Consider the following 21045-nt stretch of genomic DNA (forward strand, 5'->3'; position numbering starts at 1 on the left):
TTCCGCCAGCCTTTGCAGACATTATACGCCGAACAGGGCTGCACCGAGCGACGTTATTTCGCCGCCCCTTATCAGCGAAAAAAGCCCAGCTAGCAAGAACGCCGCAAAGCAGGCGAAAATGAGCCCGTCGACACGGTCCATGACGCCGCCATGCCCTGGAATCAGGTGGCTCGAATCCTTGACGCCGAAGCGACGCTTGATGAAGGATTCGAAGAGATCGCCGCTCTGACTGCATACCGATAGGATGAACGCAACCGGAGCCGCGAGCACGAGGCTCTGCGGAAAGGCAAAATAGGCAACCAGGCTACCGGCGATCACAGCGGAAACGGCGCCGCCAATAGCGCCGGACCATGTCTTTCCGGGAGATATCTTCGGCGCCAGCTTCGGGCCACCGATGGCGCGCCCGACGAAATAAGCAAGAATGTCGGTCGACCACACGACTGCGAATACAAAGAGCATCGCGAAAAGGCCGACGCTATCGGAGCCGCGGATGCTCGAAAGGGCAATTCCCGTAAGACCGGCGTACACGATCCCCGTGGGAAACCAGCGCGATACGCCGGACACAAGCACGAAGCCGACAGCAATCAGGAAGAACAGCACCAGTAGTGACAGGGAATATCCGAGCGTCCCCGCAACGACGGCCACCGCGATTGCCGCCTGCCCTATCCAACCGATCGCATTGGCGACCGGCTGTTCCGTGGCAAGCTTCGTAATGGTCGACCATTCATAGTAGATCAGCAGTCCGATCGCTGCCGACAGCAGGCTGAAGGCAACGCCGCCGTACCAGGTGGCGAGCAGAACAATAACGGCAAGGATTACGCCCGAAATAATGCGTAGCTTCAGCTCCTGCTGCATCAGGTGCCCACTGCCGCAGCCGTCTGTGCCACCAGTCCGCCAAAGCGACGGTCGCGCGACGCGAAGGTTTCCAATGCCGAGTAGAAGATCTCCCGGCTGAAATCGGGCCAGTACTCGGGCACGAAAATGAACTCGGAGTAGGCCGCCTGCCAGAGCAGGAAGTTGGAAAGGCGTTCTTCACCGCTTGTGCGGATGATCAGGTCCGGATCCGGGATCCCGGCCGTGTCGAGCCGCGCATCGATCAGCGCCGGAGAAATATCCTGCGGCTTCAGCCGGCCTGCCTCGACATCCCGTGCAAGGCTCGCCATCGCACGCGCGATCTCGTCGCGCGAGCCATAGTTGAAGGCGATGATGAGCGTCAGCGCGGTATTCGTCTTTGTGGTCTCTTCCGCATCCACGAGAAGATCGAGGATGTCGCTCTTGAGGCTGTGCCGGTCGCCAATCACTTTCACGCGCACGTTCTGGCGATGCAGTTCCGCCAAGTCACGACGAATGAAGGCTTTCAGCAATCCGAGGAGATCCGAGACCTCCGTTTCCGGACGCCGCCAGTTTTCCGACGAGAAGGCGAAGAGCGTGAGATATTTGATCCCGACGTCGCCCGCTGCGCGCACGGCCTCGCGCACAGCGTCAACGCCCTTTCGATGCCCCATCGTCCGCGGAAGCCCGCGCTGCTTTGCCCATCGGCCGTTGCCGTCCATGATGATGGCAACGTGTTCTGGCACAGTCAAAAATGTTCGTTCCGACATTTCCCGTCCGGTTCTTGCAGCCAAGGCGCAGCCGCAGCGCGCCTTAAACCTGCATGATTTCCTTTTCCTTCTCGCCAAGCAAGCGGTCGACCTCAGAAATCGTCTCGTCGGTCATCTTCTGCACACGATCTGATTGTGCCCGGCTTTCGTCCTGGCCAATCGCACCGTCTTTTTCGGCTTTCTTAAGGCCGTCCATGCCGTCACGACGTACATGGCGAATCGCAACCTTGCTCTTCTCGGCATAGTCGTGGGCGACCTTCACCAGCGATTTGCGGCGCTCCTCGTTGAGCTCCGGCAGCGGGATACGCAGGTTCTGGCCATCGATGATCGGATTGAGGCCGAGGTTGGCCTCGCGGATCGCGCGATCGACGGCGTTGACCATCGACTTGTCCCAGACGGAGATGCCAAGCATACGCGGCTCTGGAACGGTCACGTTTGCCACCTGGTTCAGCGGCACGCGCGAACCATAGGCCTCGACCATGACAGGGTCGAGAATGTTGGCCGAGGCGCGGCCGGTGCGCAGCGATGCGATATCGTGCTTGAACGCGGAAATCGCGCCATCCATGCGGCGCTTGAGTTCCTTGATGTCGATGCCTTCACTCATTTTATTGCTCCCGTCTTGGTAGAAGCTGCGGCAAAGCAGGCCGCCCACTCAATCAGTTATCAGAGACGATGGTCTTGAGGCCACCGCCCTTGAGGATTTCAGCAAAACCACCCTTCTCGTGGATCGAGAAGACGATGATCGGAATGGAATTCTCCCGTGCAAGCGCCACTGCCGCGACGTCCATGACGGCCAGTCCCTTGTCGAGGACTTCCTTGTGCGTCAGGTGGTCGAAGCGCGTCGCCTCGGGATCTTTTTTCGGATCAGCCGAATAAATACCATCGACTTGCGTTCCCTTGAAGATCGCTTCCGCTCCCATTTCGGCGGCGCGCAACGCGGCTGCCGAGTCCGTCGTGAAGAACGGGTTGCCGGTGCCGCCTGCGAAGATCACGACGCGGCCGAGCGACAGATGGTAGAGCGTCGCGCGCTGCGAGAAACTCTCGCAGATCTCCGGCATCGCAATCGCCGAGAGCACAACAGTGTCGATGTTCAGCTTGCGCAGCGACGTTGCCAGCGCCAGCGCGTTGATGACGGTCGCGAGCATGCCCATGTGGTCGCCGGTAACGCGATCGCCACCCTTGGAGGCAACTGCGACACCGCGGAAGATGTTGCCGCCGCCGACGACGACGCCGACTTCCACACCCATCTGCCGCGCTTCGGCTATGTCAGCCGCAATGCGGTCTGCGACCGCTACATCAATTCCAAATCCCTGGCTGCCCATGAGGGCTTCGCCGGAAGCCTTGAGTAGAACGCGTTTGTAGACAGGCTCTGACGACATCGTGGCTCCTCGTATATTACCGCTGTGTGCCGGATACACGAAGGGCACCGCGTTGTCACGCGATGCCCTTCGGTTTTCACATGTATAGGTCGATCAGCCCTTGGCGACAGCGGCCACTTCAGCAGCGAAGTCGCTCTCTTCCTTCTCGACGCCTTCGCCGAGGAGAAGGCGTGCCATGCCGACGACTTCGATCTTGGCGCCGGCTTCCTTTTCTGCTTCCTTGACAGCAGCGCCGACCGTCAGGTCGGGGTTGATGACGAAAGCCTGCGAGAGCAGAGCAACTTCTTCGAAGAACTTGCGCATACGGCCTTCGACCATCTTTTCGATGATGGCTTCCGGCTTGCCGGATTCGCGGGCCTGCTCGATGAAGACGTTGCGTTCGCGCTCGGCAACGGCAGCGTCGACTTCTTCGGCGCGGATGGCGAGCGGGTTGGTCGCAGCGATGTGCATGGCAACCTGGCGGCCGATCGAGGTCAGGACGGCCTTGTCACCTTCCGACTTCAGGGCGACGAGCACGCCGAGCTTGCCGATGCCGTCGCCAGCAGCGTTGTGGATGTAGGTCGCAACAACGCCGTGCTCGACTTCGAGCTTGGCAGCGCGACGGAGCGTCATGTTTTCGCCGATGGTCGCGATCGCGTCCTTGATGGTGTCGGCGACCGGCTTGCCGGATGCCGGGTATGTCGCGGCAGCAATGGCTTCAACCGTGCCATCGGTGGACAGGGCAACGTTGGCGATGCCGCGAACGAGATCCTGGAAGGCATCGTTGCGGGCAACGAAGTCCGTTTCCGAGTTCAGCTCGACGACAACAGCCTTGTGACCGGCGCCGGCAATGGCAATCAGGCCTTCAGCAGCAGCGCGGCCGGCCTTCTTGTCGGCCTTGGAGATGCCCTTGGCGCGCAGCCAGTCGATCGATGCTTCGATGTCGCCGTTGTTTTCGAGCAGCGCCTTCTTGCAGTCCATCATTCCTGCGCCGGACTTCTCGCGCAGTTCCTTCACCAGTGCAGCCGTAATCTCGGTCATAAGCTTCCTCTTGTCGGTTCAAACGGTGGCCCGCAAAGGCGGTACAACACCGGATTGAGGCACGAAATGTACCTGTATGTATGACAGCGTGATGAAAGACGCCTCATACGAAACTCAAATGGCGAGAGACTGATCGCCCTCGCCTGAAACGGTCAAGGCCGCCGAACTTTAGAAAGTCGCGAGCGGCCTTTTCCCAATCTCTGGAAAGCATGACGGGCCATCCAGCCCGACTGCTTCTTTTATCAGGCTTCGGCTTCGCCTTCGAGCGCCGGCTCAACCGGAGCTTCGATCGATGCGCCGAGATCGCGGCCCGACGAGCTCTGCTGGCGAGCGATACCGTCGATGGCAGCGCGTGCGATCAGGTCGCAGTAGAGAGCGATGGCGCGCGAGGCGTCGTCGTTGCCCGGGATCGGATAGTCGATCAGATCAGGATCGCAGTTCGAGTCGATGATTGCGACAACCGGGATGCCGAGGCGCTTGGCTTCGTCGATCGCGATCTTTTCCTTGTTGGTGTCGATGATGAACATCAGGTCCGGCGTGCCGCCCATATCCTTGATACCACCGAGAGCCTTGTCGAGCTTTTCGCGCTCGCGCTCGAGGTTCAGGCGCTCTTTCTTGTTGTAGCCGGACTGTTCCGAAGACAGGATTTCATCGAGCTTGCGCAGGCGCTGGATCGAGTTGGAGATCGTCTTCCAGTTGGTCATCATGCCGCCGAGCCAACGCGAGTTGACATAGTACTGAGCGGAACGCTTGGCCGAGTCAGCGATCAGCTCGGAAGCCTGGCGCTTGGTGCCGACGAAGAGAACGCGGCCGCCACGAGCAACGGTGTCGGAGACAACCTGCAGGGCGCGCGACAGCATCGGAACGGTCTGAGCCAAGTCGATGATGTGGATGTTGTTACGATCGCCGAAAATGTACGGCTTCATCTTCGGGTTCCAGCGGTGCGTCTGGTGGCCGAAGTGGACGCCTGCTTCGAGGAGCTGGCGCATAGAAAAATCGGGCAATGCCATGCCTTGTTATCCTTTTCCGGTTGAACCTCCGCAAGGCTAACAGCACCCTCTTCGAGGATGCCACCGGGCGGAACAATCCGGATTTCTCCCGGACCATCCCATGCCTTACGTGTGGAATGCGGGTGGCCTTACCCTCCCTTCCGCAGAAAATCAAGGCTTCCTGCGAAAAAAGCGACATTCGGAGCCGGCAGCCGGCGTGGGGTGGAGAGGATGGACCGGCAGGCCCTTGGCGTCCACCACCGCGCCAAGCGTCAATCGGACTCGCAGGGCCAGCTTGTCGGCGCGGAGAGACCGGCGGGCAACTTGGTCTTGGCATCCCCGCAGGCAAGATCGACCTGAGCCTGCTCGAGACCAGTCGCGGCGGACAAATCAAGCCCTTCGATCCGCGTCAGAAACATGAAGGCGCGATCGAACGCCACCGGTCCTTCAAATGTTGCCTCGCTGAGGTCAGCGCGAGATAGATTGGCGAGCGAGAACCGTGCGCCCGTTAGAACGGCTCGGTCAAAACTTGCGCGGCCAAGTTCGGCCTTCTCAAAATTCGCACCACTGAGCTTTGCACCATTGAAATTGGAGCGTTGGAGTTCCGCGCCGGCGAACGACGCTCCTTCTGCGAAGACGTTCTCGAAGCCGGATCGATAGGCCTCGATTTTCGAGAAGTTCGCCTTGCCGGCCTGCGCTCCCGTAAACCATGCCCGCACCAGTGTTGCCTTCTCGAAATTCGCTCCGGTCAGGTTGGTGTGGCTGAGATTGGTCAGGCTGAGATCGGCATCTCCCAGGTTGGCACCCTGGAAGTCGCTCCCTTGCAACATGAGATTCCTCTTGGTGCATTCACTCCAATTAACTCCTGCCGCCGGCGTGCTGCCGCAATCTGCAGCGAGGGCCGGAGGGCTCACGAACAACGTCAGCGCAACCAGTCCCGTTGAAATACCATAGAGTCCACCACTCAAAACACCATGCCGCATCGTCAAGATTCTCACTCCAATCCGACTCTAGCGCCCAAATCAACGCGCCTTTCGAATTATTAGCATAGAGAGGGTTTACTTAGCGACAATCGTCGGCGTGCGCATTCGTGACGGTTATTTGCGAAACTAGACAGCGAATGCCATAAAAAATTGCTGCTCAAAGCCGTGTCCAAGCGTTCGTCGAAGGTCGGAGGCAATGCGACAGAGCGTTGTCGCGAACCGTGCGGATCTCCTATATGCTTAGCGGCGAGCGCCCTGTCATGCGCGATCTGAGAAGGGACGGAAAATGTCCACTCTAGCGCTGTTAATAGTGCAGGCAGATATTCCTAACGAAGCGGACCGAGCGCCTTTCGACGAATGGTATGATCGCCATATGCCAGACGCATTACGCGCTTTTGGGGCACTCCACGCGTGGCGCGCTTGGAGCCGAACAAATCCCTCGAAGCACACTGCCTTCTATGAATTCTCTAGTTTGGAGGCAGCGAACGCCGCGATGGGATCGCCGGGCCAAGAATTCGATGTCACATGGGGCTCACGCGCCACACGGACGCGTGACGTTCTAGAGGTTGTTCAAAGGGCGCCTGTTTCAGACTGAGCAGGCCCGTTCAAGCTGGGAAATCGAACCTTCAGCCCGCGACAAAGTCCATGAAGTGCGAGTTCAGGTAGGGATGTCCTGCTTGTTGCACTTGCTACATTCCGGTTATTTGCAGGCAGCCGATTTGCTGTCGAGCAGTTCGAGCTTCGCAAGCCTGCCGCTCAATACAAAATCGCCATAGTCCATCGTCAGATCACGCGTGATGCCATTTTCATAGAGCTTGAACGACATACGGTAGACCGGCAAAGCGTCCGTCTTCGTATTCTCGTTGAAATACGAGATCGTGACCGGCCAGAAGGCTGCCTTCGAGAAGGCGCCAGCATTGCCCGCATCGGCCTCGTCGGTTGCGGGCGCCACCTGCTTTCCGACCACCGTCGTCGTCACCAACGCCTTGTCTCCATCGTCCGAGCCGTCAAAGACGCGCGCCTCGAACAGGCGCTTGCCAGCCTTGGCGTTCTGGATCACGTCCAGCATATGTTCCGTCGGGAACCGGCTTGCCGCCAGCTGCAACTCCTTGCTGGTCGGCTGGGTTAAGGCAACTTTGACACCTTCAGCCTGGTCCTGCGCGGCACCGTTAACCTCCTTGTCGAGCTGGTCGTCGGTGAAGGATTTGGTGTCGAAGGTGAACCGGCGGTCCTTGAGGTTCTCGAAGGTCTTTGTCTGCTGGTCGCTGACGCGTACGGCATCGCCCGTATCGATCTGGGTCACGAAACGGAAGTTAGTGGTGAAGCCCGTGCAGTAATTGCCGTCGAACTCATAAACCATGCGGCCCGACATGCCCGAAATGCCGGAGCGCTCGGAGGCATCCTTCAATTCCAGATCGTAGACCGCCCGGTGAGCAACGAGGCCAGTCGCGATCGCCGCACTCGTTACCGGCGCGGCCGCATGGACGGTCGTCGAAACGCTCGCCAGAAGAAGTGCGGCAAGACTCGATCGGAACATTGACAATCTCCTGTTGGACTCGCCTGCAATGTTATAAGAACGCTTTCGGCCAAATCGAGGCTCGAAAATGTCACAAAGCAGATTCCAAGCCTTGATGCATAATTTTAGAACTATTGACAATAAAAGCGGAGAGGAAAATGCCCGATCAAATCGCTGCGCGCCTGAAAGAAATGGGGATATCCCTGCCTGAGGCTGCTGCACCGGCCGCCAACTACGTCCCCTACGTCATCAGCGGGAACCTTCTCTACATCTCCGGACAGCTGCCGCTCGAGGGCGGAAAGATTGCTGTTCTCGGTCACCTGGGCAAGAATGTAGACGTCGCAACCGGCCAGCGCGCCGCGGAACTCTGCGCCATCAACATCCTCGCCCAAGCAAGCGCTGCCCTCGGCGGCGATCTCGGTCGCATCAAGCGCGTCATCAAGCTCAACGGCTTCGTGGCCTCAACTCCTGATTTCGTCGAACAGCACCTCGTCATCAATGGCGCCTCCAACCTGATTGCGGGCGTGCTTGGCGAGGCCGGAAAGCATGCGCGCGCCGCCGTCGGCATGGCCGCGTTGCCGATGAACGCCGCTGTCGAAATCGATGCGATCGTGGAAATTGCCTGATGACCTCAGCAGTATGGCTCAAGGAGCAACCGGTCGCCCATCGCGGCTATCATGACCTCAACAAGACGGTCTGGGAAAACACACTCTCCGCCTTCACGCGCGCAGTCGATGCAGGATTCGCGATCGAGTGCGATCTGCACTATGCGTCCGACGGCGTTCCTGTTGTCTTCCATGACGAGGATTTGGAGCGTCTGTGCAATCTGAAGGGAGACGTGCGCGAACGCACGTCCAAGGAGCTCGGTCTCATCTCCGTCGGCGGGACGACCGACAAGATCCCGACGCTGCGGCAGCTGCTCGATCTCGTGAAGGGTCAGGTTCCCTTGGTCATCGAGCTGAAAGGCCGCGAGGCCGATGACGAGGGCTTTGCCGAAGCAGTTCTCGAAGTGCTTGAGGGCTATGAAGGCAAGGTCGCCCTCATGAGCTTCGACCACTGGCTGCTTCGCGATCTGAAGGCGCTCAATGCCCCCTATCCTCTCGGGCTGACGGCAGGCGGCAACAAGCCGGAAGAATTCGAAGTGCATGAAAAGGCGATTAAACTCGGCCTTGACTTCATTTCCTATTTCGTCGCCGACCTGCCGAACCCGTTCATAACCGCCCAGCGCGAAAAGGGCATGGTTGTCATCACCTGGACCGTCCGCGACGAAAAGGGGCGAAAGCATACCTTCGAGAATGCCGATCAGATGACGTTCGAAGGATTCGATCCGCGCGTTTCGGTTTGACGCTCGCTTTTTGGACAAGATCATGCTCAGACTGTTGGTGAGCCCTATTTTCCTCCCAAACGGTCTCGCATTCGCTCCATGACAGACGAACTTTCAATCCGCATCGAGCGGTCTTTCACCGCGATTTCCCCGGAGAGCTGGTCTCAGCTTTCCGGGGCCTCCCGCAAAGGCAGCGTTCTCGCCTACAATCCGTTCGTGTCGCATGCTTTCCTGTCTTCGCTGGAGGAATCAGGTTCGGCGACCGCACAAACCGGCTGGATGGGTCATCATCTTCTATTGGAAACCGACAAAGGCGAACTCATCGGCGCCCTGCCCGGTTATCTCAAGAACCACAGCCAGGGAGAATATGTTTTCGACCACGGCTGGGCCGATGCTTTCGAACGAGCCGGCGGACGCTACTATCCGAAGCTGCAATGCTCCATCCCCTTTACCCCTGCGACCGGCCCGCGCCTGCTTGTCGCCGAAGGTCTGCAGCGCCTGCCGATCCAGCACGCCATTGCCGAGAGCCTCAAGGAGGTCGTGCGACGGCTTGGCGTCTCTTCCGCCCACATCACATTCCTGCCCGAAGACGAGATCGGCATCTTCGAAGATGAGGACTACCTGCACAGGACGGATCAGCAGTTCCACTTCATCAACGAAGGCTACGCCAATCACGATGAGTTTCTGGAAACGCTCGCGTCGCGCAAGCGCAAAGCACTTCGCAAGGAACGCCGCACCGCACTCGAACAGGGCATTGAAATTGATTGGCTGACCGGTCGCGATCTGACAGAACGGATCTGGGATCAGTTCTTCGAATTCTATATGGACACGGGCGGACGAAAATGGGGCCGGCCTTACCTGACGCGCAAGTTCTACTCCCTGATCGGCGAGCGCATGCCCGATGACATCCTGCTCGTCATGGCAAAGCGTGACGGTCGCTATATTGCCGGTGCGATCAACTTCATCGGCGGCGATACGCTATATGGCCGTCATTGGGGCTGCATCGAGGACCATCCGTTCCTGCATTTCGAAGTCTGCTATCATCAGGCAGTCGACTTTGCATTGGCGAAAGGCCTCAAACGGGTGGAAGCCGGCGCCCAGGGCGAGCACAAGCTAGCACGAGGTTACCTGCCGGTGACAACTCACTCCGCGCATTATGTTGCTCATGCTGGGTTGCGGCGGGCGATAGCCGACTATCTCGAGCGCGAGCGTGACGACGTAGAGCACATGAACGAGATCCTGACGGAGCACAGCCCGTTTCGAAAGGGCGAGCGCCAGCAGGAGGATTGACGCTTTCGCCCCTGCCGCGCTACGCGATCACAGCAGCAACGAGGAGAGTTCGTATGACCAGCGCCGCCTACGACAGCAACAACATTTTCGCCAAGATCCTGCGTGGCGAAATTCCCTCGCACCGCATTTACGAAGACAGCGACACGATCGCCTTCATGGATGTGATGCCGCAGGCTCCGGGCCATGTGCTTGTCCTTCCCAAGGCGGCGTCACGCAACCTGCTCGATGCGGATCCGACCGTTCTCGCCAAGACCATCCCCGTCGTCCAGAAGATCGCCAATGCCGTCAAGGAAGCCTTCGACGCCGACGGCGTCTTCGTCTGCCAGTTCAACGAACCAGCCGCCGGCCAGACCGTCTTTCACCTGCACTTCCACATAATCCCGCGTTATGAAGGTACGGCCCTGCGTCCGCATTCCGGGCAGATGGAAGACAATGCCGTACTCGCGGCGAACGCGGAGAAGATTAAGGCTGAGCTCTAGTCCGCCAGCCGTATTGTTGAATTTTGCGCATCCGCCGGCGTCGCCTTCTCAAGTAGAGATCGCGCCAGTGCATAGGCGATAGCAAAGGTCACACCACCGCCGACAAGATCGACCAGATGATGCCCTCCGTGTACGAGAATTGCGGGCATCATCAGCGCATTCAGGATGGCCGCTGGAACGAAGACGAACCGGACACGGGCAAGGAAGCAGACCGACATGCACGCCATGACCATGTGGAAGGAAGGGAATGCGATCAGGCCGAGCACATTGGCTGGCGTCAGATAAGTGCTTCCTTCGCGCAACACGCGGCCGAGTTCCGTTCCATAGGCGGGACTAACAGCCAGCGGCATTGCCTCGACGACCTGCCGAGGGAGCCGCTGGAATGCAGCGGGACCGATCGACGGCAAGAAAAACCAGAACATGATTGCCAGCAGCGCCCCGATAACTCCCGTCAGCAGAAAATGCTGCAGTCTCGTTGTTCTTCCAGAAAAACCAAGAACCAGGATCACGCCCAACAGCTGCATCAGCGAACTCGTGTAGACCGCGTACAACACGAGACCAACCAACGGATGGCGCGCAGCCCATTCGACGATAGCGGGCCAGGAATACCCAAGCATGCCGTCGATCTGCGTTAGCGTGCCGTCAATCTGCGCGAAGTAGGAAGGCAACAACAGATAGTTGAAGATAGAACCGGCAATCGTGAAGAGCACGAAGAGACCCGCAGCGGTCGCCGGTGCCGCGATCCGGTCATTGTGGCGGACACGCCGATAAAATTGGCCAAGGGCAACCAGGAACGCGCCGCAAGCAATGAGGCTCGCATATCCTACAAAGTCTATGCCAACGCCCTTCAACAACAACAGGCAGGCATCAAGAAGTGCCAAGGTCGCGATGATGAAAACAATGAAACGTTCAGCCGGCAGAAACACCATCATAAGGCTCCTTGCTGGAGCCGATATAAAGCCGGTTCACTTAAGAATCGTCTAAGCAACCGCTAGTGGAAAGACAAAAGGCGGCCTTCGGCCGCCTTTTGCTCAGTTTACTTCTTCGGAACCCTCGGAACCGCGCTTCCCTTCTTGGGCAAGCTCTTGGTTACCGGTTCGGCTGCTGCCTTCGCCTTCTTGGCCGTTGCCTTTCTCGGGCGGGCCTTCGTCTTCAACTCGCCGTCATCCTCATCATCGGCCTCGGAATGGACGACTTCGGCTTCCGGCTTCGGCTTGATCGGAGCGCTGTCCGACACAGCTTCGAGGATGATGCCGGGCTTGCCATCTTCCTTCGGACCGACCGTGACGTTGACGACGCCGCCCTTGCGCAGCTTGCCGAAGAGGATCTCGTTGGCAAGCGGCTTCTTGATGACGTCCTGGATGACGCGGGCAAGCGGGCGAGCACCCATCTTGTCGTCGTAACCCTTCTCGGCCAGCCAGGCGATGGCGTCCTTGTGCAGATCGAAGGTGACGTTCCGTTCGGAAAGCTGTGCTTCGAGCTGCATGATGAACTTCTGCACGACCTTGTAGATGACTTCCGTCGGCAGCGCCGCGAACGGGATGATCGCGTCGAGGCGGTTGCGGAACTCGGGCGTGAACAGGCGGGTCAGCGCCTCTTCGTCTTCGCCTGTCCGCTTGGACGACCCGAAGCCAATCGCGGCCTTGGCCATCTCCGATGCGCCCGCGTTGGTCGTCATGATCAGGATGACGTTGCGGAAGTCGATCTTCTTGCCGTTGTGGTCCGTCAGCGCGCCGTGGTCCATCACCTGCAACAGGATGTTGTAGATGTCGGGATGCGCCTTCTCGATCTCATCGAGCAGCACAACGCAATGCGGATGCTGGTCAACGCCATCGGTCAGGAGACCGCCCTGGTCGAAGCCGACATAGCCGGGAGGTGCACCGAGCAGGCGCGATACCGTGTGCCGCTCCATGTACTCGGACATGTCGAAGCGCAGAAGCTCAACACCCAAAGACGACGCCAGCTGCTTTGCAACCTCGGTCTTGCCGACGCCTGTCGGGCCGGAAAAGACGTAGGAGCCAATCGGCTTGTTCGGTTCACGCAGGCCCGCACGGGCGAGCTTGATCGACGTCGACAACGCTTCGATCGCATTGTCCTGGCCGTAGACGACCGAGCGCAGTTCCTGCTCGAGATTGGCAAGAACGGCTTCGTCGTCCTTCGACACTGTCTTCGGCGGGATTCGCGCCATCGTCGCGACCGTCGCCTCAATCTCCTTCTCGGTGATCAGCTTGCGGCGCTTGGACGGCGGCAGCAGCATCTGAGCAGCACCAGTCTCATCGATCACATCGATTGCCTTGTCAGGCAGCTTGCGGTCCGAAATGTAACGGGCGGACAGCTCGACGGCGGTCTTGATCGCTTCGTTCGAATAACGCAGGTGATGATATTCCTCGAAGTAAGGCTTCAGGCCCTTCATGATCTCGATCGCATCGTCGATCGAAGGTTCATTGACGTCGATCTTCTGGAAACGACGAACCAGGGCACGGTCCTTCTCGAAGAACTGGCGGTATTCCTTATAGGTGGTCGAACCGATGCAGCGGATCGCGCCCGAGGACAGAGCCGGCTTCAGCAGGTTCGATGCATCCATCGCGCCGCCCGACGTCGCACCCGCCCCGATGACGGTGTGGATCTCGTCGATGAACAGCACGGCGCCCGGATATTCTTCCAGTTCCTTGACGACCTGCTTCAGGCGCTCCTCGAAATCGCCGCGATAGCGTGTGCCGGCCAGCAGCGTGCCCATATCCAGCGAGAAGATGGTGGCATCGGCCAGCGCTTCCGGCACCTTGCCCTCGACGATGCGCTTGGCAAGGCCCTCGGCAATCGCCGTCTTGCCGACGCCGGGATCACCGACGTAGAGCGGGTTATTCTTCGAGCGACGGCACAGAACCTGGATGGTGCGGTTGACTTCAGCCTGGCGGCCGATCAGCGGATCGATCTTGCCGCTTTTGGCTTTCTCGTTGAGGTTCACGCAGTAGGCCTTCAGGGCGTCCTGCTGTTTCTTCGGACCGCCCTCCTCCTGATCACCGCTGTTGCGAGAAGCCGGCTTGCTCTCGGACTCGCCGTCGTCCGCGCCACGCGGCGGACGGGACTCGGACGAGCCCGGCCGCTTGCCGATCCCGTGCGAGATATAGTTGACGGCGTCGTAGCGGGTCATTTCCTGCTCCTGCAGGAAGTAGGCAGCATGGCTCTCGCGCTCGGCGAAAATGGCAACAAGGACGTTTGCCCCCGTAACCTCTTCGCGACCGGAAGACTGCACATGGATCACCGCTCGCTGGATGACACGCTGGAAGCCTGATGTCGGCTTGGAATCCTCGTCATAGCCAGTGACCAAATTGGAAAGTTCGTTATCGACATATTCAACAAGCGTTTTGCGCAGCGCGTCGAGGTCGACATTGCAGGCACCCATGACCGCGGCCGCATCGGCATCGTCGATCAGGGCGAGCAGCAAATGCTCGAGCGTGGCATATTCATGATGCCGCTCGTTGGCAAAGGTCAGTGCCTGATGGAGCGCCTTCTCAAGACTAGGCGAAAATGTTGGCACGTTCAGATCCTCACTTCTTTTCCATGACGCATTGCAGCGGATGCTGGTGCTGTCGGGCGAAGTCCATCACCTGGCTCACCTTCGTCTCCGCCACCTCGTATGTAAATATCCCGCATTCACCGACGCCGTGGTTGTGGACGTGGAGCATGATGCGGGTGGCACTTTCACGATCCTTCTGAAAAAAACGCTCGAGGATATGAATGACAAATTCCATGGGTGTGTAATCGTCATTCAGGAGCAGCACGCGGTAGAGATTGGGCTTCTTGGTCTTTGGCTTCGTGCGCGTGATGACCGAGGTTCCGCGATTTCCGTTGTCCCCGTTCCTTTCGCTGTCGTTTTGCATCCGGATCGGCTTGGCGATCATTTTCTATCATTCCTCGATCATTCCGGTGGGCCTGGGAGGCGTGATTACCCACCGAATATTCGAACTACTAACTTAGTCCATCCTTGCGCGATTTTAAGCCCCTCGTTTCACACTGCAATCACATTTCGGCCGGTGCCGACGCAAAGACACAGAAACTGGCGAAAGCAGATGACGGACGTCGCGAAAAAAGAAAAGACCGGCCGCAGATGCGTAGCCGGTCCTCGATTTTCAAGGGCTATGCGGCGATTGCCGCCTATCGTTACGCCGCTGCGGGCGCGACAACTGTGGCTGCTTTCGTCGCCTTCGCGGTCGCTGCAGCAACAGGCGCTTCGTATGGTTTGTAAGCGCTTTTGGCGAGATCGGAATACATTTCGCCGAGCTTGGTCGCCTCGCTCACGAAGTTCTCGTATGCGCTTTTCACATAGTTGGTCTGCAACTCGAAGGCAGCTTCAAAGCTGCGTGCTCCGGAAAGACTTTCAAAATGTGTGACCGTGTCCTGAAAGGACTTCTTGGAATACTCCACGGCTTCAGCGGCAATCGCCTGGAAGCCCTTGGCTGTGTCCGAATAGCTTTTCAGCATGGTATCCATGGCTTCCTTGCTCTTCCGGTTGGCGTCATCGAAATTCAACATGACCATCATCCTCCTTGGCCTTTGCAAGCAGGATGAAGCGTAGCTGCAACGCACAAATAGTCAAGCACGATTGTGCATTGCAAAACAACCCTAACTTGCATCCACGCCTGTTTTCTTCGGGCAGGACACAACGGCACCATCTCCAATAGTTGATTTTGCTAAAATATATCAGGAGCGCCGCAACCAAGAGCTTTCGAAGAATTTCGGTGCGGCGCCGCCAGCATTGAGCTGTCAATCAAGGAGGTCTGCCGGAACTCTTCCGCCATTCTCGGCAAGCCGTTTCATCAATGCCTTGTGCAGGAACATGTTCATGGTGGCGGTGTCGTGCGGATCGCCGGTAAAGCCAAGCTCTGCCGCAAGTTCCTTGCGCTCAGCAAGGCTCGCGTCCATACCGACAGCCTTCATAAGATCGACGATCGAACGGCGCCAATCCAGCTTCTGTCCGCTCTTCTTCACAGCGGCATCGAGCAGCGGCACGATATCGATCGCAGCTGCGGCGGGCGAAGCGGTGGCCGGTGTCGGCTGCGATGGGGCTGAGGGCGCGGCGCTTGGCGCTGCTGCGGTCGGCGGTGGCGTGGGTGTCGCGGACGGTGTGACCGGAGCGGCCACGGCTTCACCAAAAATCGCGTGCTTGATCTTGTCGAAAATACCCATTCTCAGCATCCCTCCTTAGCGCCAGAGCACATGCTCAGAAGAGGAGATGGAGCATTCGACGGAGTGGTCCAGAGAAGGCAGCCTATTTTTCCGCTAAGATTGCCCTGCGAAAAGAAACAATCGGAGGTTTGCGGGATCAAGGCCTGAGCCGCGCTGCAGATCGATCGAGCGACTTGCCTTGAGAAGCCAGCCGCTCGCGGGCGCGACATGGCAGACGGGCGGCGAGGCCGCCCGTCAATCACAAATCAAAGATCAACGTCGAGGATTGCCATCGAGAAATTATAGGAGCGGTCGCCGTCCTCGTCATCGATATAGACGACACCCAGAAATTCTTCGCCGAGATAGACTTCCGCGGAATCGTTCTTTCGCGGGCGTGCCTTGACGATCACCTGCGGGTTGAACGTGCGCTTGAAATAGGCGTCGAGCTTCTTGATTTCTTCGGGCTTCACACTGCATCTCCTGAGCGGTCTCGGTTGGCCGCTTGTTGCATGGGAAAGACGGCGCTGTAAAGGCGCGGGGACAGACGCGCGAACGCTATCCCCGCCGATATGTCGTACTGTTAAGACGGTAAGCGGCTCAGATATCCGCGCCGATCACCTGATCCATAATTCGCGACGGTTCCGAACACCCGGCTTCTCCGACCACTTTGGCCGGCACGCCCGCCACGGTCGTCTTCGGCGGCACTGCCTTCAGCACGACAGAGCCAGCGGCAATGCGCGAGCAATAACCAACCTCGATGTTGCCAAGAATCTTGGCGCCGGCGCCGATCAGGACACCGCTGCCGATCTTCGGATGCCGATCCGAGCCTTCCTTGCCGGTGCCGCCAAGGGTGACACCATGCAGGATCGACACGTTGTCGCCGATCACAGCGGTTTCGCCGACGACCAACCCGGTGGCATGGTCAAGGAAAATGCCCCTGCCGATACGCGCTGCGGGATTGATGTCGGTCTGGAACACGCTCGAGGATCTGCTCTGCAGATAGAGCGCCAGATCGCGGCGGCCGCGGTTCAGCAGCCAATGCGCCAGGCGGTGCGTCTGCAGCGCGTGGAATCCCTTGAAATAGAGCACGGCTTCCATGAAACGCAGGCATGCGGGGTCTCGGTCGTAGATCGCCTGAATGTCGACCCGCAGGATCGCGCTCCACTCCGGCCAATCCTCCAGCATCTGATCGAAGGTCTGGCGCAGCAGGATCGCTTGCATGTCCGGATGATCGAGACGTTCACAGATGCGGTAGATCACGCACTCTTCGAGCGACCGATAATTCAGCACGGTCGAATAGAGAAATGCGGCCAGCACCGGATCGGTTTCCGCGGCAACACGCGCTTCCTCTCGCAGGCTGTCCCAGATCGGATCCATCACCTTGAGAGGATTGCCAGTCTCAAGAGAGCGAATGTCTGTCTTTGCGACCATGAAAGGTCTCCTCGTATGCGTAGGCTCGGCTCTATATAGGGCAAAAACCTGTTAACATAAATGGGCACTTGGGGAATCCTTTGTCCCGCAGCACCGGCATGGAGGCAAGTCACTATCCGGCGACTTTGGCGTAAAACTCCAGCACCGCCTTCTTAAAAACCCGGTCTCCGACGGCCAGCATGTGATCGCGGCCGGGAATATCAAGCGCCTGGGCATGCGGCATCAGCGCAGCCAGTTCCTGGGCTGAACCCGCAATGTCGTCCTTCGTTCCAACGCCGATCAAGGTCGGCGCCTCGATTTTCGCCATGTCGGAGCGTGCCACGAGGTCGCGAGATCCCTTGATACAGGCGGCGAGTGCGTCACGGTCACTCTTCGTCTGATCGGCGAAGGCCCGGAACATGCGTCCGCGATCATGAGAGACATCGTCGAGCGACGGAGCCAGCAAGGCATCCGCAATCGGATCCCAATCGCCGACACCATCCGTCATGCCGATCCCAAGACCGCCGAGGACCAGCGAGCGGACCCGGTCGGGGTGCGCAAGTGCCGCAAAAACGGAAATGCGGGCTCCCATCGAGTAGCCCATCAGGTTGGCTTCCGGAATCCCAAGGTGATCAAGCAGCGCAATCGCATCGCTTGCCATATGCCAGGGACGGTAGGCCTCGGCATCCCTTGGCTTGTCGCTTGCACCGTGTCCGCGGTTGTCGATAGCTATGACTCGGTAGCCCTCGTCGCCCAGGGTCTTCAGCCAGCCGGGATGAACCCAGTTGACGTTGGCGCTGGAAGCAAAACCGTGGATCAACAGCACGGGAGCGCCGCCCGGATCGCCTTCATCGAAGAAGGCAAGCTTCAGCCCATCATGCGTCAAGCTGGAAAAAGCGGGCGTATTCAAGTTCATCGGACTGTCCTTTTTTGCCGGACCATATTTTATAGGTCAGAGAACTGAAACCCTCGCAGGTGCAAAAACTGTGCGTCCGAGCGCTCTTTGGCTCTACACATTTGCGGTGAAGGACTATAAGGTCCGCGCACGTTACAAAGCATTCGGAGACAGACATGGCCGGCCACAACATTCCCCACTTCCAGAACGACGGCGGACACCGCGTTATCGAAGTCGGCGTGAAAGAGTTCATGTGCACCGGTGCCTCCGTTCCGTTCGATCATCCCCACATCTTCATCGACATGGGCGATGAGAACGAGAAGGTCTGCTCCTACTGCTCGACCCTCTACCGTTTCAATGGTGCGCTGAAGGCAACCCAGACCAATCCGGCTGGCTGCGTCTTCCACGTCAAGGCCGCCTGACACCCATTTCGAGATCGGAAAGCCTATGCCGGCTAAACATGCCGCCATCGTTGGCGCGGGCATAGCGGGCCTTACAGCTGCACTTGCTTTGGCACAGCGCGGCATCAGTTCCGAGATTTTCGAGCAGGCGCCGGAACTGACCGAGGTCGGCGCCGGTCTGCAGATTTCGCCCAATGCGTCACGCATTCTGGCCGAGTTGGGAGTACTCGCGCGCCTGACCGACGCCTGGCTCGAGCCGGACTCCATCCAGCTGATATCCGGAACCTCACTGCGCCTGCTGGCAGCCGTTCCCGCCGGGAGCTTTGCACGCGCCCGCTGGGGTGCTCCCTACGGCGTCCTGCATCGCTCCACGCTGCAGCAAACCCTGCTCGACGCCGTCGCCAACGAGCCGCTCTGCCAGATGCATCTAGGCGCGCAGATCAAGGGCCGGCCATTGTCAGACCGCCAAGCAGACCTTCTGATTGGCGCCGACGGCGTCTGGTCGCAGGTTCGGGAAAGCATCGAAGGCAGCCCCTCGCCGCGGTTCTCCGGCAACATCGCCTACCGTTTCACCGTTGACGCCGCAAATGCGCCCGCCTTTCTTGAACGGACGAGCGTCTCTGCCATCCTTGGTCCCTCAGCGCATCTCGTGTGTTATCCGCTCAGGGAAGCCAACCGTTTCAATATGGTGGCGATCACCGCCGGCAATGCCGCATCGCACGACTGGACCAACCAGCCGACGGAAGCCCAGCGTCAGCAACTGCTGTCGCGTTTTTCTCGGTGGCATCCTGCGATCGTCGAACTATTCGCCAAGACAGGCGACGTCACCTTCTGGCCCTTGTACGAAACGACGAACGGGCGTTGGCACGACGGCCACAACTGCGTCCTCATCGGCGACGCCGCACACGCAATGATGCCTTTCGCGGCGCAGGGTGCCGCAATGGCAATCGAAGACGCTTACGAGCTTGCGCTGTTTGCCCCGTCGCATCCCGTCGCCGAAGCCCTGCGGTTGTTCGAAGCGCATCGCACGCCGCGGATTGCGCGGCTGCGCCAGCGCGGTGCATTCAACCAGTTTGCCTATCACGCCCGCGGGCCGATGCGCATCGGCCGGGACATCGTTCTGGCGCTGCGGCCGCCGCAAAGTCTCGCGGCGGATCTCGACTGGATTTACGGCTACCGCGCCGGCACTTGATCAGACGGCTTTTGCCGCGGCGAAACCGCGCTCGATATCGGCCTTGATATCGACGACATCCTCAAGCCCGATCTGCAGACGCATGACCGGCCCCTCGGCGGGCGCCTTGCAGATACGGCGATCGCTCAGGTTGACGTGAAGCGCGAGGCTCTCGAACCCGCCCCATGACCAACCCAGGCCGAAGATTTGCAGCGCGTCGAGGAAGGCGTGCGCCTTGACCTTGAATTTTTCCGGCGCGTCCACGGCAAGCACGAAAGAGAAGATGCCGCTCGCGCCCTTGAAATCGCGCTTCCACAATTCGTGCGACGGGAAGCTCGGCAGCGCCGGATGCAGCACCTTGGCGACGTCCTCCCTGCCCTCCAGCCATTTGGCGATCGTGAGCGCACTTTCATAGTGTCGCTCCAGGCGCACGCCCATGGTCCGCAATCCACGCAGGATCTGATAGGCGTCGTCAGGCGCTCCGCAAATGCCGAGCGTAATGTTCGCTTCGTGCAGCTGCGGCCAGTATTTGGCGTTTGCCGAGACTGTTCCCATCAGGATGTCCGAGTGCCCGGACGGGTATTTGGTGGCGGCGTGAATCGAGACATCGACACCGAAGTCGAGCGGCCTGAAATAAACAGGCGTCGCCCAGGTGTTATCCATCGTTACCACGGCCCCTTGCTTGTGGGCGACCGCGGCAATCGCCGGAATGTCCTGCATTTCGAAGGTATTCGAGCCAGGCGCTTCCGTATGAACGAGCTTGGTGTTCGGCTTGATCAGCGCTTCGATGCCCGCACCGACCAGCGGATCGTAATAGTCTACTTCTACACCGAGACGCTTCAGCATCGTGTCGCAGAAATGACGGGTCGGTCCATAGACCGAATCGACGATCAACGCATGGTCACCGGCCGACAGGAACGCCAGGAACGGGACGGTAACAGCTGCAAGGCCCGAGGGCACGAGGATAGTCCCAGCGGACCCTTCCAGCGCATCGATCGCCTCGCAAAGCGCATCCGTCGTCGGGGTACCGCGCGTTGCATACGTATACTTCTGTCCCCGTGTCTCCATCGTCCTCGCATTTGGAAAGAGGACCGTGGAGGCGTGGACAACGGGCGGATTGACGAAACCGTGGTATTCGGCCGGATCGTTGCCGAGGTGGGAAAGGCGCGTGTTGATGCCGGCGTTCTGAAGCAGGCCTTCTTTATCTATCATATCGGAAATGCCTTTGGCGGTGGGATGCAGCCAAACTCTTGGACCGCGCAAAACGATCGGTCAACCCCGTAGCCCGCACTCGCACAGCATCCCTGCCATGCAAATTCCTCAGATATATCAGCGGTTTTGCGCGGTTTTTTTTGGCAAGATGCTGCTATTTCGATAGCCATCTGCGCATTTTATGCGCCTCAATTAGTGAATTGCCGAAA

23 protein-coding genes are annotated in these 21045 nt (G+C 59.0%); 6 read left to right on the forward strand and 17 right to left on the reverse strand.

From position 1 onward, the window contains the following. Positions 1-21: 21 nt before the first annotated feature. From RHIBUN_RS0107225 to RHIBUN_RS0107260, 8 genes are all read right to left on the reverse strand, one after another. On the reverse strand, positions 22-855 hold the full coding sequence (locus RHIBUN_RS0107225) for a phosphatidate cytidylyltransferase (protein ID WP_025659037.1): 834 nt from the start codon (positions 853-855) through the stop codon (positions 22-24). After that, the gene (locus tag RHIBUN_RS0107230; RefSeq protein WP_025659038.1) at positions 855-1601 is read right to left on the reverse strand and encodes an isoprenyl transferase; all 747 of its coding nucleotides are present in this window, start codon (positions 1599-1601) and stop codon (positions 855-857) included. Before RHIBUN_RS0107230 ends, RHIBUN_RS0107225 begins: the two co-directional genes overlap by 1 nt. A 43-nt stretch (positions 1602-1644) precedes the next feature. Beyond that, on the reverse strand, positions 1645-2205 hold the full coding sequence (gene frr, locus RHIBUN_RS0107235; RefSeq protein ID WP_018858823.1) for a ribosome recycling factor: 561 nt from the start codon (positions 2203-2205) through the stop codon (positions 1645-1647). Between the two features lie 52 nt (positions 2206-2257). Further along, positions 2258-2980 (reverse strand): UMP kinase, encoded by a 723-nt coding sequence (pyrH, locus tag RHIBUN_RS0107240; RefSeq protein WP_018858824.1) that lies wholly within the window; start codon positions 2978-2980, stop codon positions 2258-2260. 93 nt (positions 2981-3073) lie between these two features. After that, positions 3074-4000, reverse strand: a complete 927-nt coding sequence (gene tsf / locus RHIBUN_RS0107245) for a translation elongation factor Ts (protein WP_025659039.1) — start codon at positions 3998-4000, stop codon at positions 3074-3076. Between the two features lie 242 nt (positions 4001-4242). Then, a complete protein-coding gene (gene rpsB, locus RHIBUN_RS0107250; protein ID WP_016553822.1) occupies positions 4243-5010 on the reverse strand; it encodes a 30S ribosomal protein S2 in 768 nt (255 codons plus the stop codon). 251 nt (positions 5011-5261) lie between these two features. Then, entirely contained in the window at positions 5262-5972 is a 711-nt protein-coding gene (locus RHIBUN_RS0107255; RefSeq protein ID WP_198021134.1) for a pentapeptide repeat-containing protein, read from the reverse strand. A gap of 700 nt (positions 5973-6672) precedes the next feature. Beyond that, the gene (locus RHIBUN_RS0107260) at positions 6673-7509 is read right to left on the reverse strand and encodes a cell envelope integrity EipB family protein (RefSeq protein WP_025659042.1); all 837 of its coding nucleotides are present in this window, start codon (positions 7507-7509) and stop codon (positions 6673-6675) included. Between the two features lie 137 nt (positions 7510-7646). Here RHIBUN_RS0107260 and RHIBUN_RS0107265 point away from each other — a divergent pair, with 137 nt between their 5' ends. The 4 genes from RHIBUN_RS0107265 to RHIBUN_RS0107280 all read left to right on the forward strand — a co-directional run bounded on the left by RHIBUN_RS0107265 (position 7647) and on the right by RHIBUN_RS0107280 (position 10581). Beyond that, complete coding sequence (locus RHIBUN_RS0107265) at positions 7647-8114, forward strand: RidA family protein (RefSeq protein WP_025659043.1); 468 nt, start codon at positions 7647-7649, stop codon at positions 8112-8114. After that, positions 8114-8833 carry a glycerophosphodiester phosphodiesterase gene (locus RHIBUN_RS0107270; protein ID WP_025659044.1) on the forward strand — a complete coding sequence of 240 codons (720 nt, stop codon included), beginning with the start codon at positions 8114-8116 and terminating at the stop codon, positions 8831-8833. The genes RHIBUN_RS0107265 and RHIBUN_RS0107270 overlap by 1 nt, the downstream gene beginning before the upstream one ends. Before the next feature lie 78 nt (positions 8834-8911). Beyond that, positions 8912-10102 (forward strand): GNAT family N-acetyltransferase, encoded by a 1191-nt coding sequence (locus tag RHIBUN_RS0107275; RefSeq protein ID WP_025659045.1) that lies wholly within the window; start codon positions 8912-8914, stop codon positions 10100-10102. 53 nt (positions 10103-10155) lie between these two features. Then, positions 10156-10581, forward strand: coding sequence for an HIT family protein (locus RHIBUN_RS0107280; protein WP_025659046.1), 426 nt, complete (start codon positions 10156-10158; stop codon positions 10579-10581). On the opposite strand, the gene RHIBUN_RS0107285 is transcribed toward RHIBUN_RS0107280, so the two are convergent. The 8 genes from RHIBUN_RS0107285 to RHIBUN_RS0107320 all read right to left on the reverse strand — a co-directional run bounded on the left by RHIBUN_RS0107285 (position 10578) and on the right by RHIBUN_RS0107320 (position 18073). Next, complete coding sequence (locus RHIBUN_RS0107285) at positions 10578-11510, reverse strand: phosphatase PAP2 family protein (protein ID WP_025659047.1); 933 nt, start codon at positions 11508-11510, stop codon at positions 10578-10580. The two genes, RHIBUN_RS0107280 and RHIBUN_RS0107285, sit on opposite strands and share 4 nt — an antisense overlap. 107 nt (positions 11511-11617) lie before the next feature. Further along, positions 11618-14119, reverse strand: coding sequence for an ATP-dependent Clp protease ATP-binding subunit ClpA (clpA, locus tag RHIBUN_RS0107290; RefSeq protein WP_025659048.1), 2502 nt, complete (start codon positions 14117-14119; stop codon positions 11618-11620). Between the two features lie 10 nt (positions 14120-14129). Next, complete coding sequence (gene clpS / locus RHIBUN_RS0107295) at positions 14130-14483, reverse strand: ATP-dependent Clp protease adapter ClpS (protein WP_008526939.1); 354 nt, start codon at positions 14481-14483, stop codon at positions 14130-14132. A 259-nt stretch (positions 14484-14742) separates the two neighbouring features. Beyond that, positions 14743-15114 (reverse strand): phasin family protein, encoded by a 372-nt coding sequence (locus RHIBUN_RS0107300; protein WP_025659049.1) that lies wholly within the window; start codon positions 15112-15114, stop codon positions 14743-14745. Positions 15115-15345: 231 nt separating this feature from the next. Continuing rightward, positions 15346-15768, reverse strand: coding sequence for a DUF3597 domain-containing protein (locus RHIBUN_RS0107305; protein ID WP_025659050.1), 423 nt, complete (start codon positions 15766-15768; stop codon positions 15346-15348). Positions 15769-16013: 245 nt separating this feature from the next. Then, positions 16014-16217 carry a DUF3126 family protein gene (locus RHIBUN_RS0107310; RefSeq protein WP_007532353.1) on the reverse strand — a complete coding sequence of 68 codons (204 nt, stop codon included), beginning with the start codon at positions 16215-16217 and terminating at the stop codon, positions 16014-16016. Positions 16218-16344: 127 nt separating this feature from the next. Then, the gene (gene cysE / locus RHIBUN_RS0107315; protein ID WP_025659051.1) at positions 16345-17178 is read right to left on the reverse strand and encodes a serine O-acetyltransferase; all 834 of its coding nucleotides are present in this window, start codon (positions 17176-17178) and stop codon (positions 16345-16347) included. 112 nt (positions 17179-17290) lie between these two features. Beyond that, positions 17291-18073: an alpha/beta hydrolase gene (locus RHIBUN_RS0107320; protein WP_025659052.1), complete on the reverse strand. Its 783-nt coding sequence runs from the start codon at positions 18071-18073 to the stop codon at positions 17291-17293. A gap of 155 nt (positions 18074-18228) precedes the next feature. Between RHIBUN_RS0107320 and RHIBUN_RS0107325 the strand changes: the two genes are divergently transcribed. Both RHIBUN_RS0107325 and RHIBUN_RS0107330 read left to right on the forward strand, forming a co-directional pair. Next, positions 18229-18474, forward strand: a complete 246-nt coding sequence (locus RHIBUN_RS0107325) for a zinc-finger domain-containing protein (RefSeq protein WP_018859934.1) — start codon at positions 18229-18231, stop codon at positions 18472-18474. 25 nt (positions 18475-18499) lie between these two features. Beyond that, positions 18500-19645 carry an FAD-dependent monooxygenase gene (locus tag RHIBUN_RS0107330; RefSeq protein WP_025659053.1) on the forward strand — a complete coding sequence of 382 codons (1146 nt, stop codon included), beginning with the start codon at positions 18500-18502 and terminating at the stop codon, positions 19643-19645. Here RHIBUN_RS0107330 and RHIBUN_RS0107335 read toward each other — a convergent pair whose 3' ends face one another. After that, positions 19646-20836 (reverse strand): cystathionine beta-lyase, encoded by a 1191-nt coding sequence (locus tag RHIBUN_RS0107335; RefSeq protein WP_025659054.1) that lies wholly within the window; start codon positions 20834-20836, stop codon positions 19646-19648. It lies immediately after the preceding gene. Positions 20837-21045 lie beyond the last annotated feature (209 nt).

The sequence above is a fragment of the Rhizobium sp. IBUN genome, from assembly GCF_000510625.1.
GTDB classification, from domain to species: Bacteria; Pseudomonadota; Alphaproteobacteria; order Rhizobiales; family Rhizobiaceae; genus Rhizobium; species Rhizobium altiplani.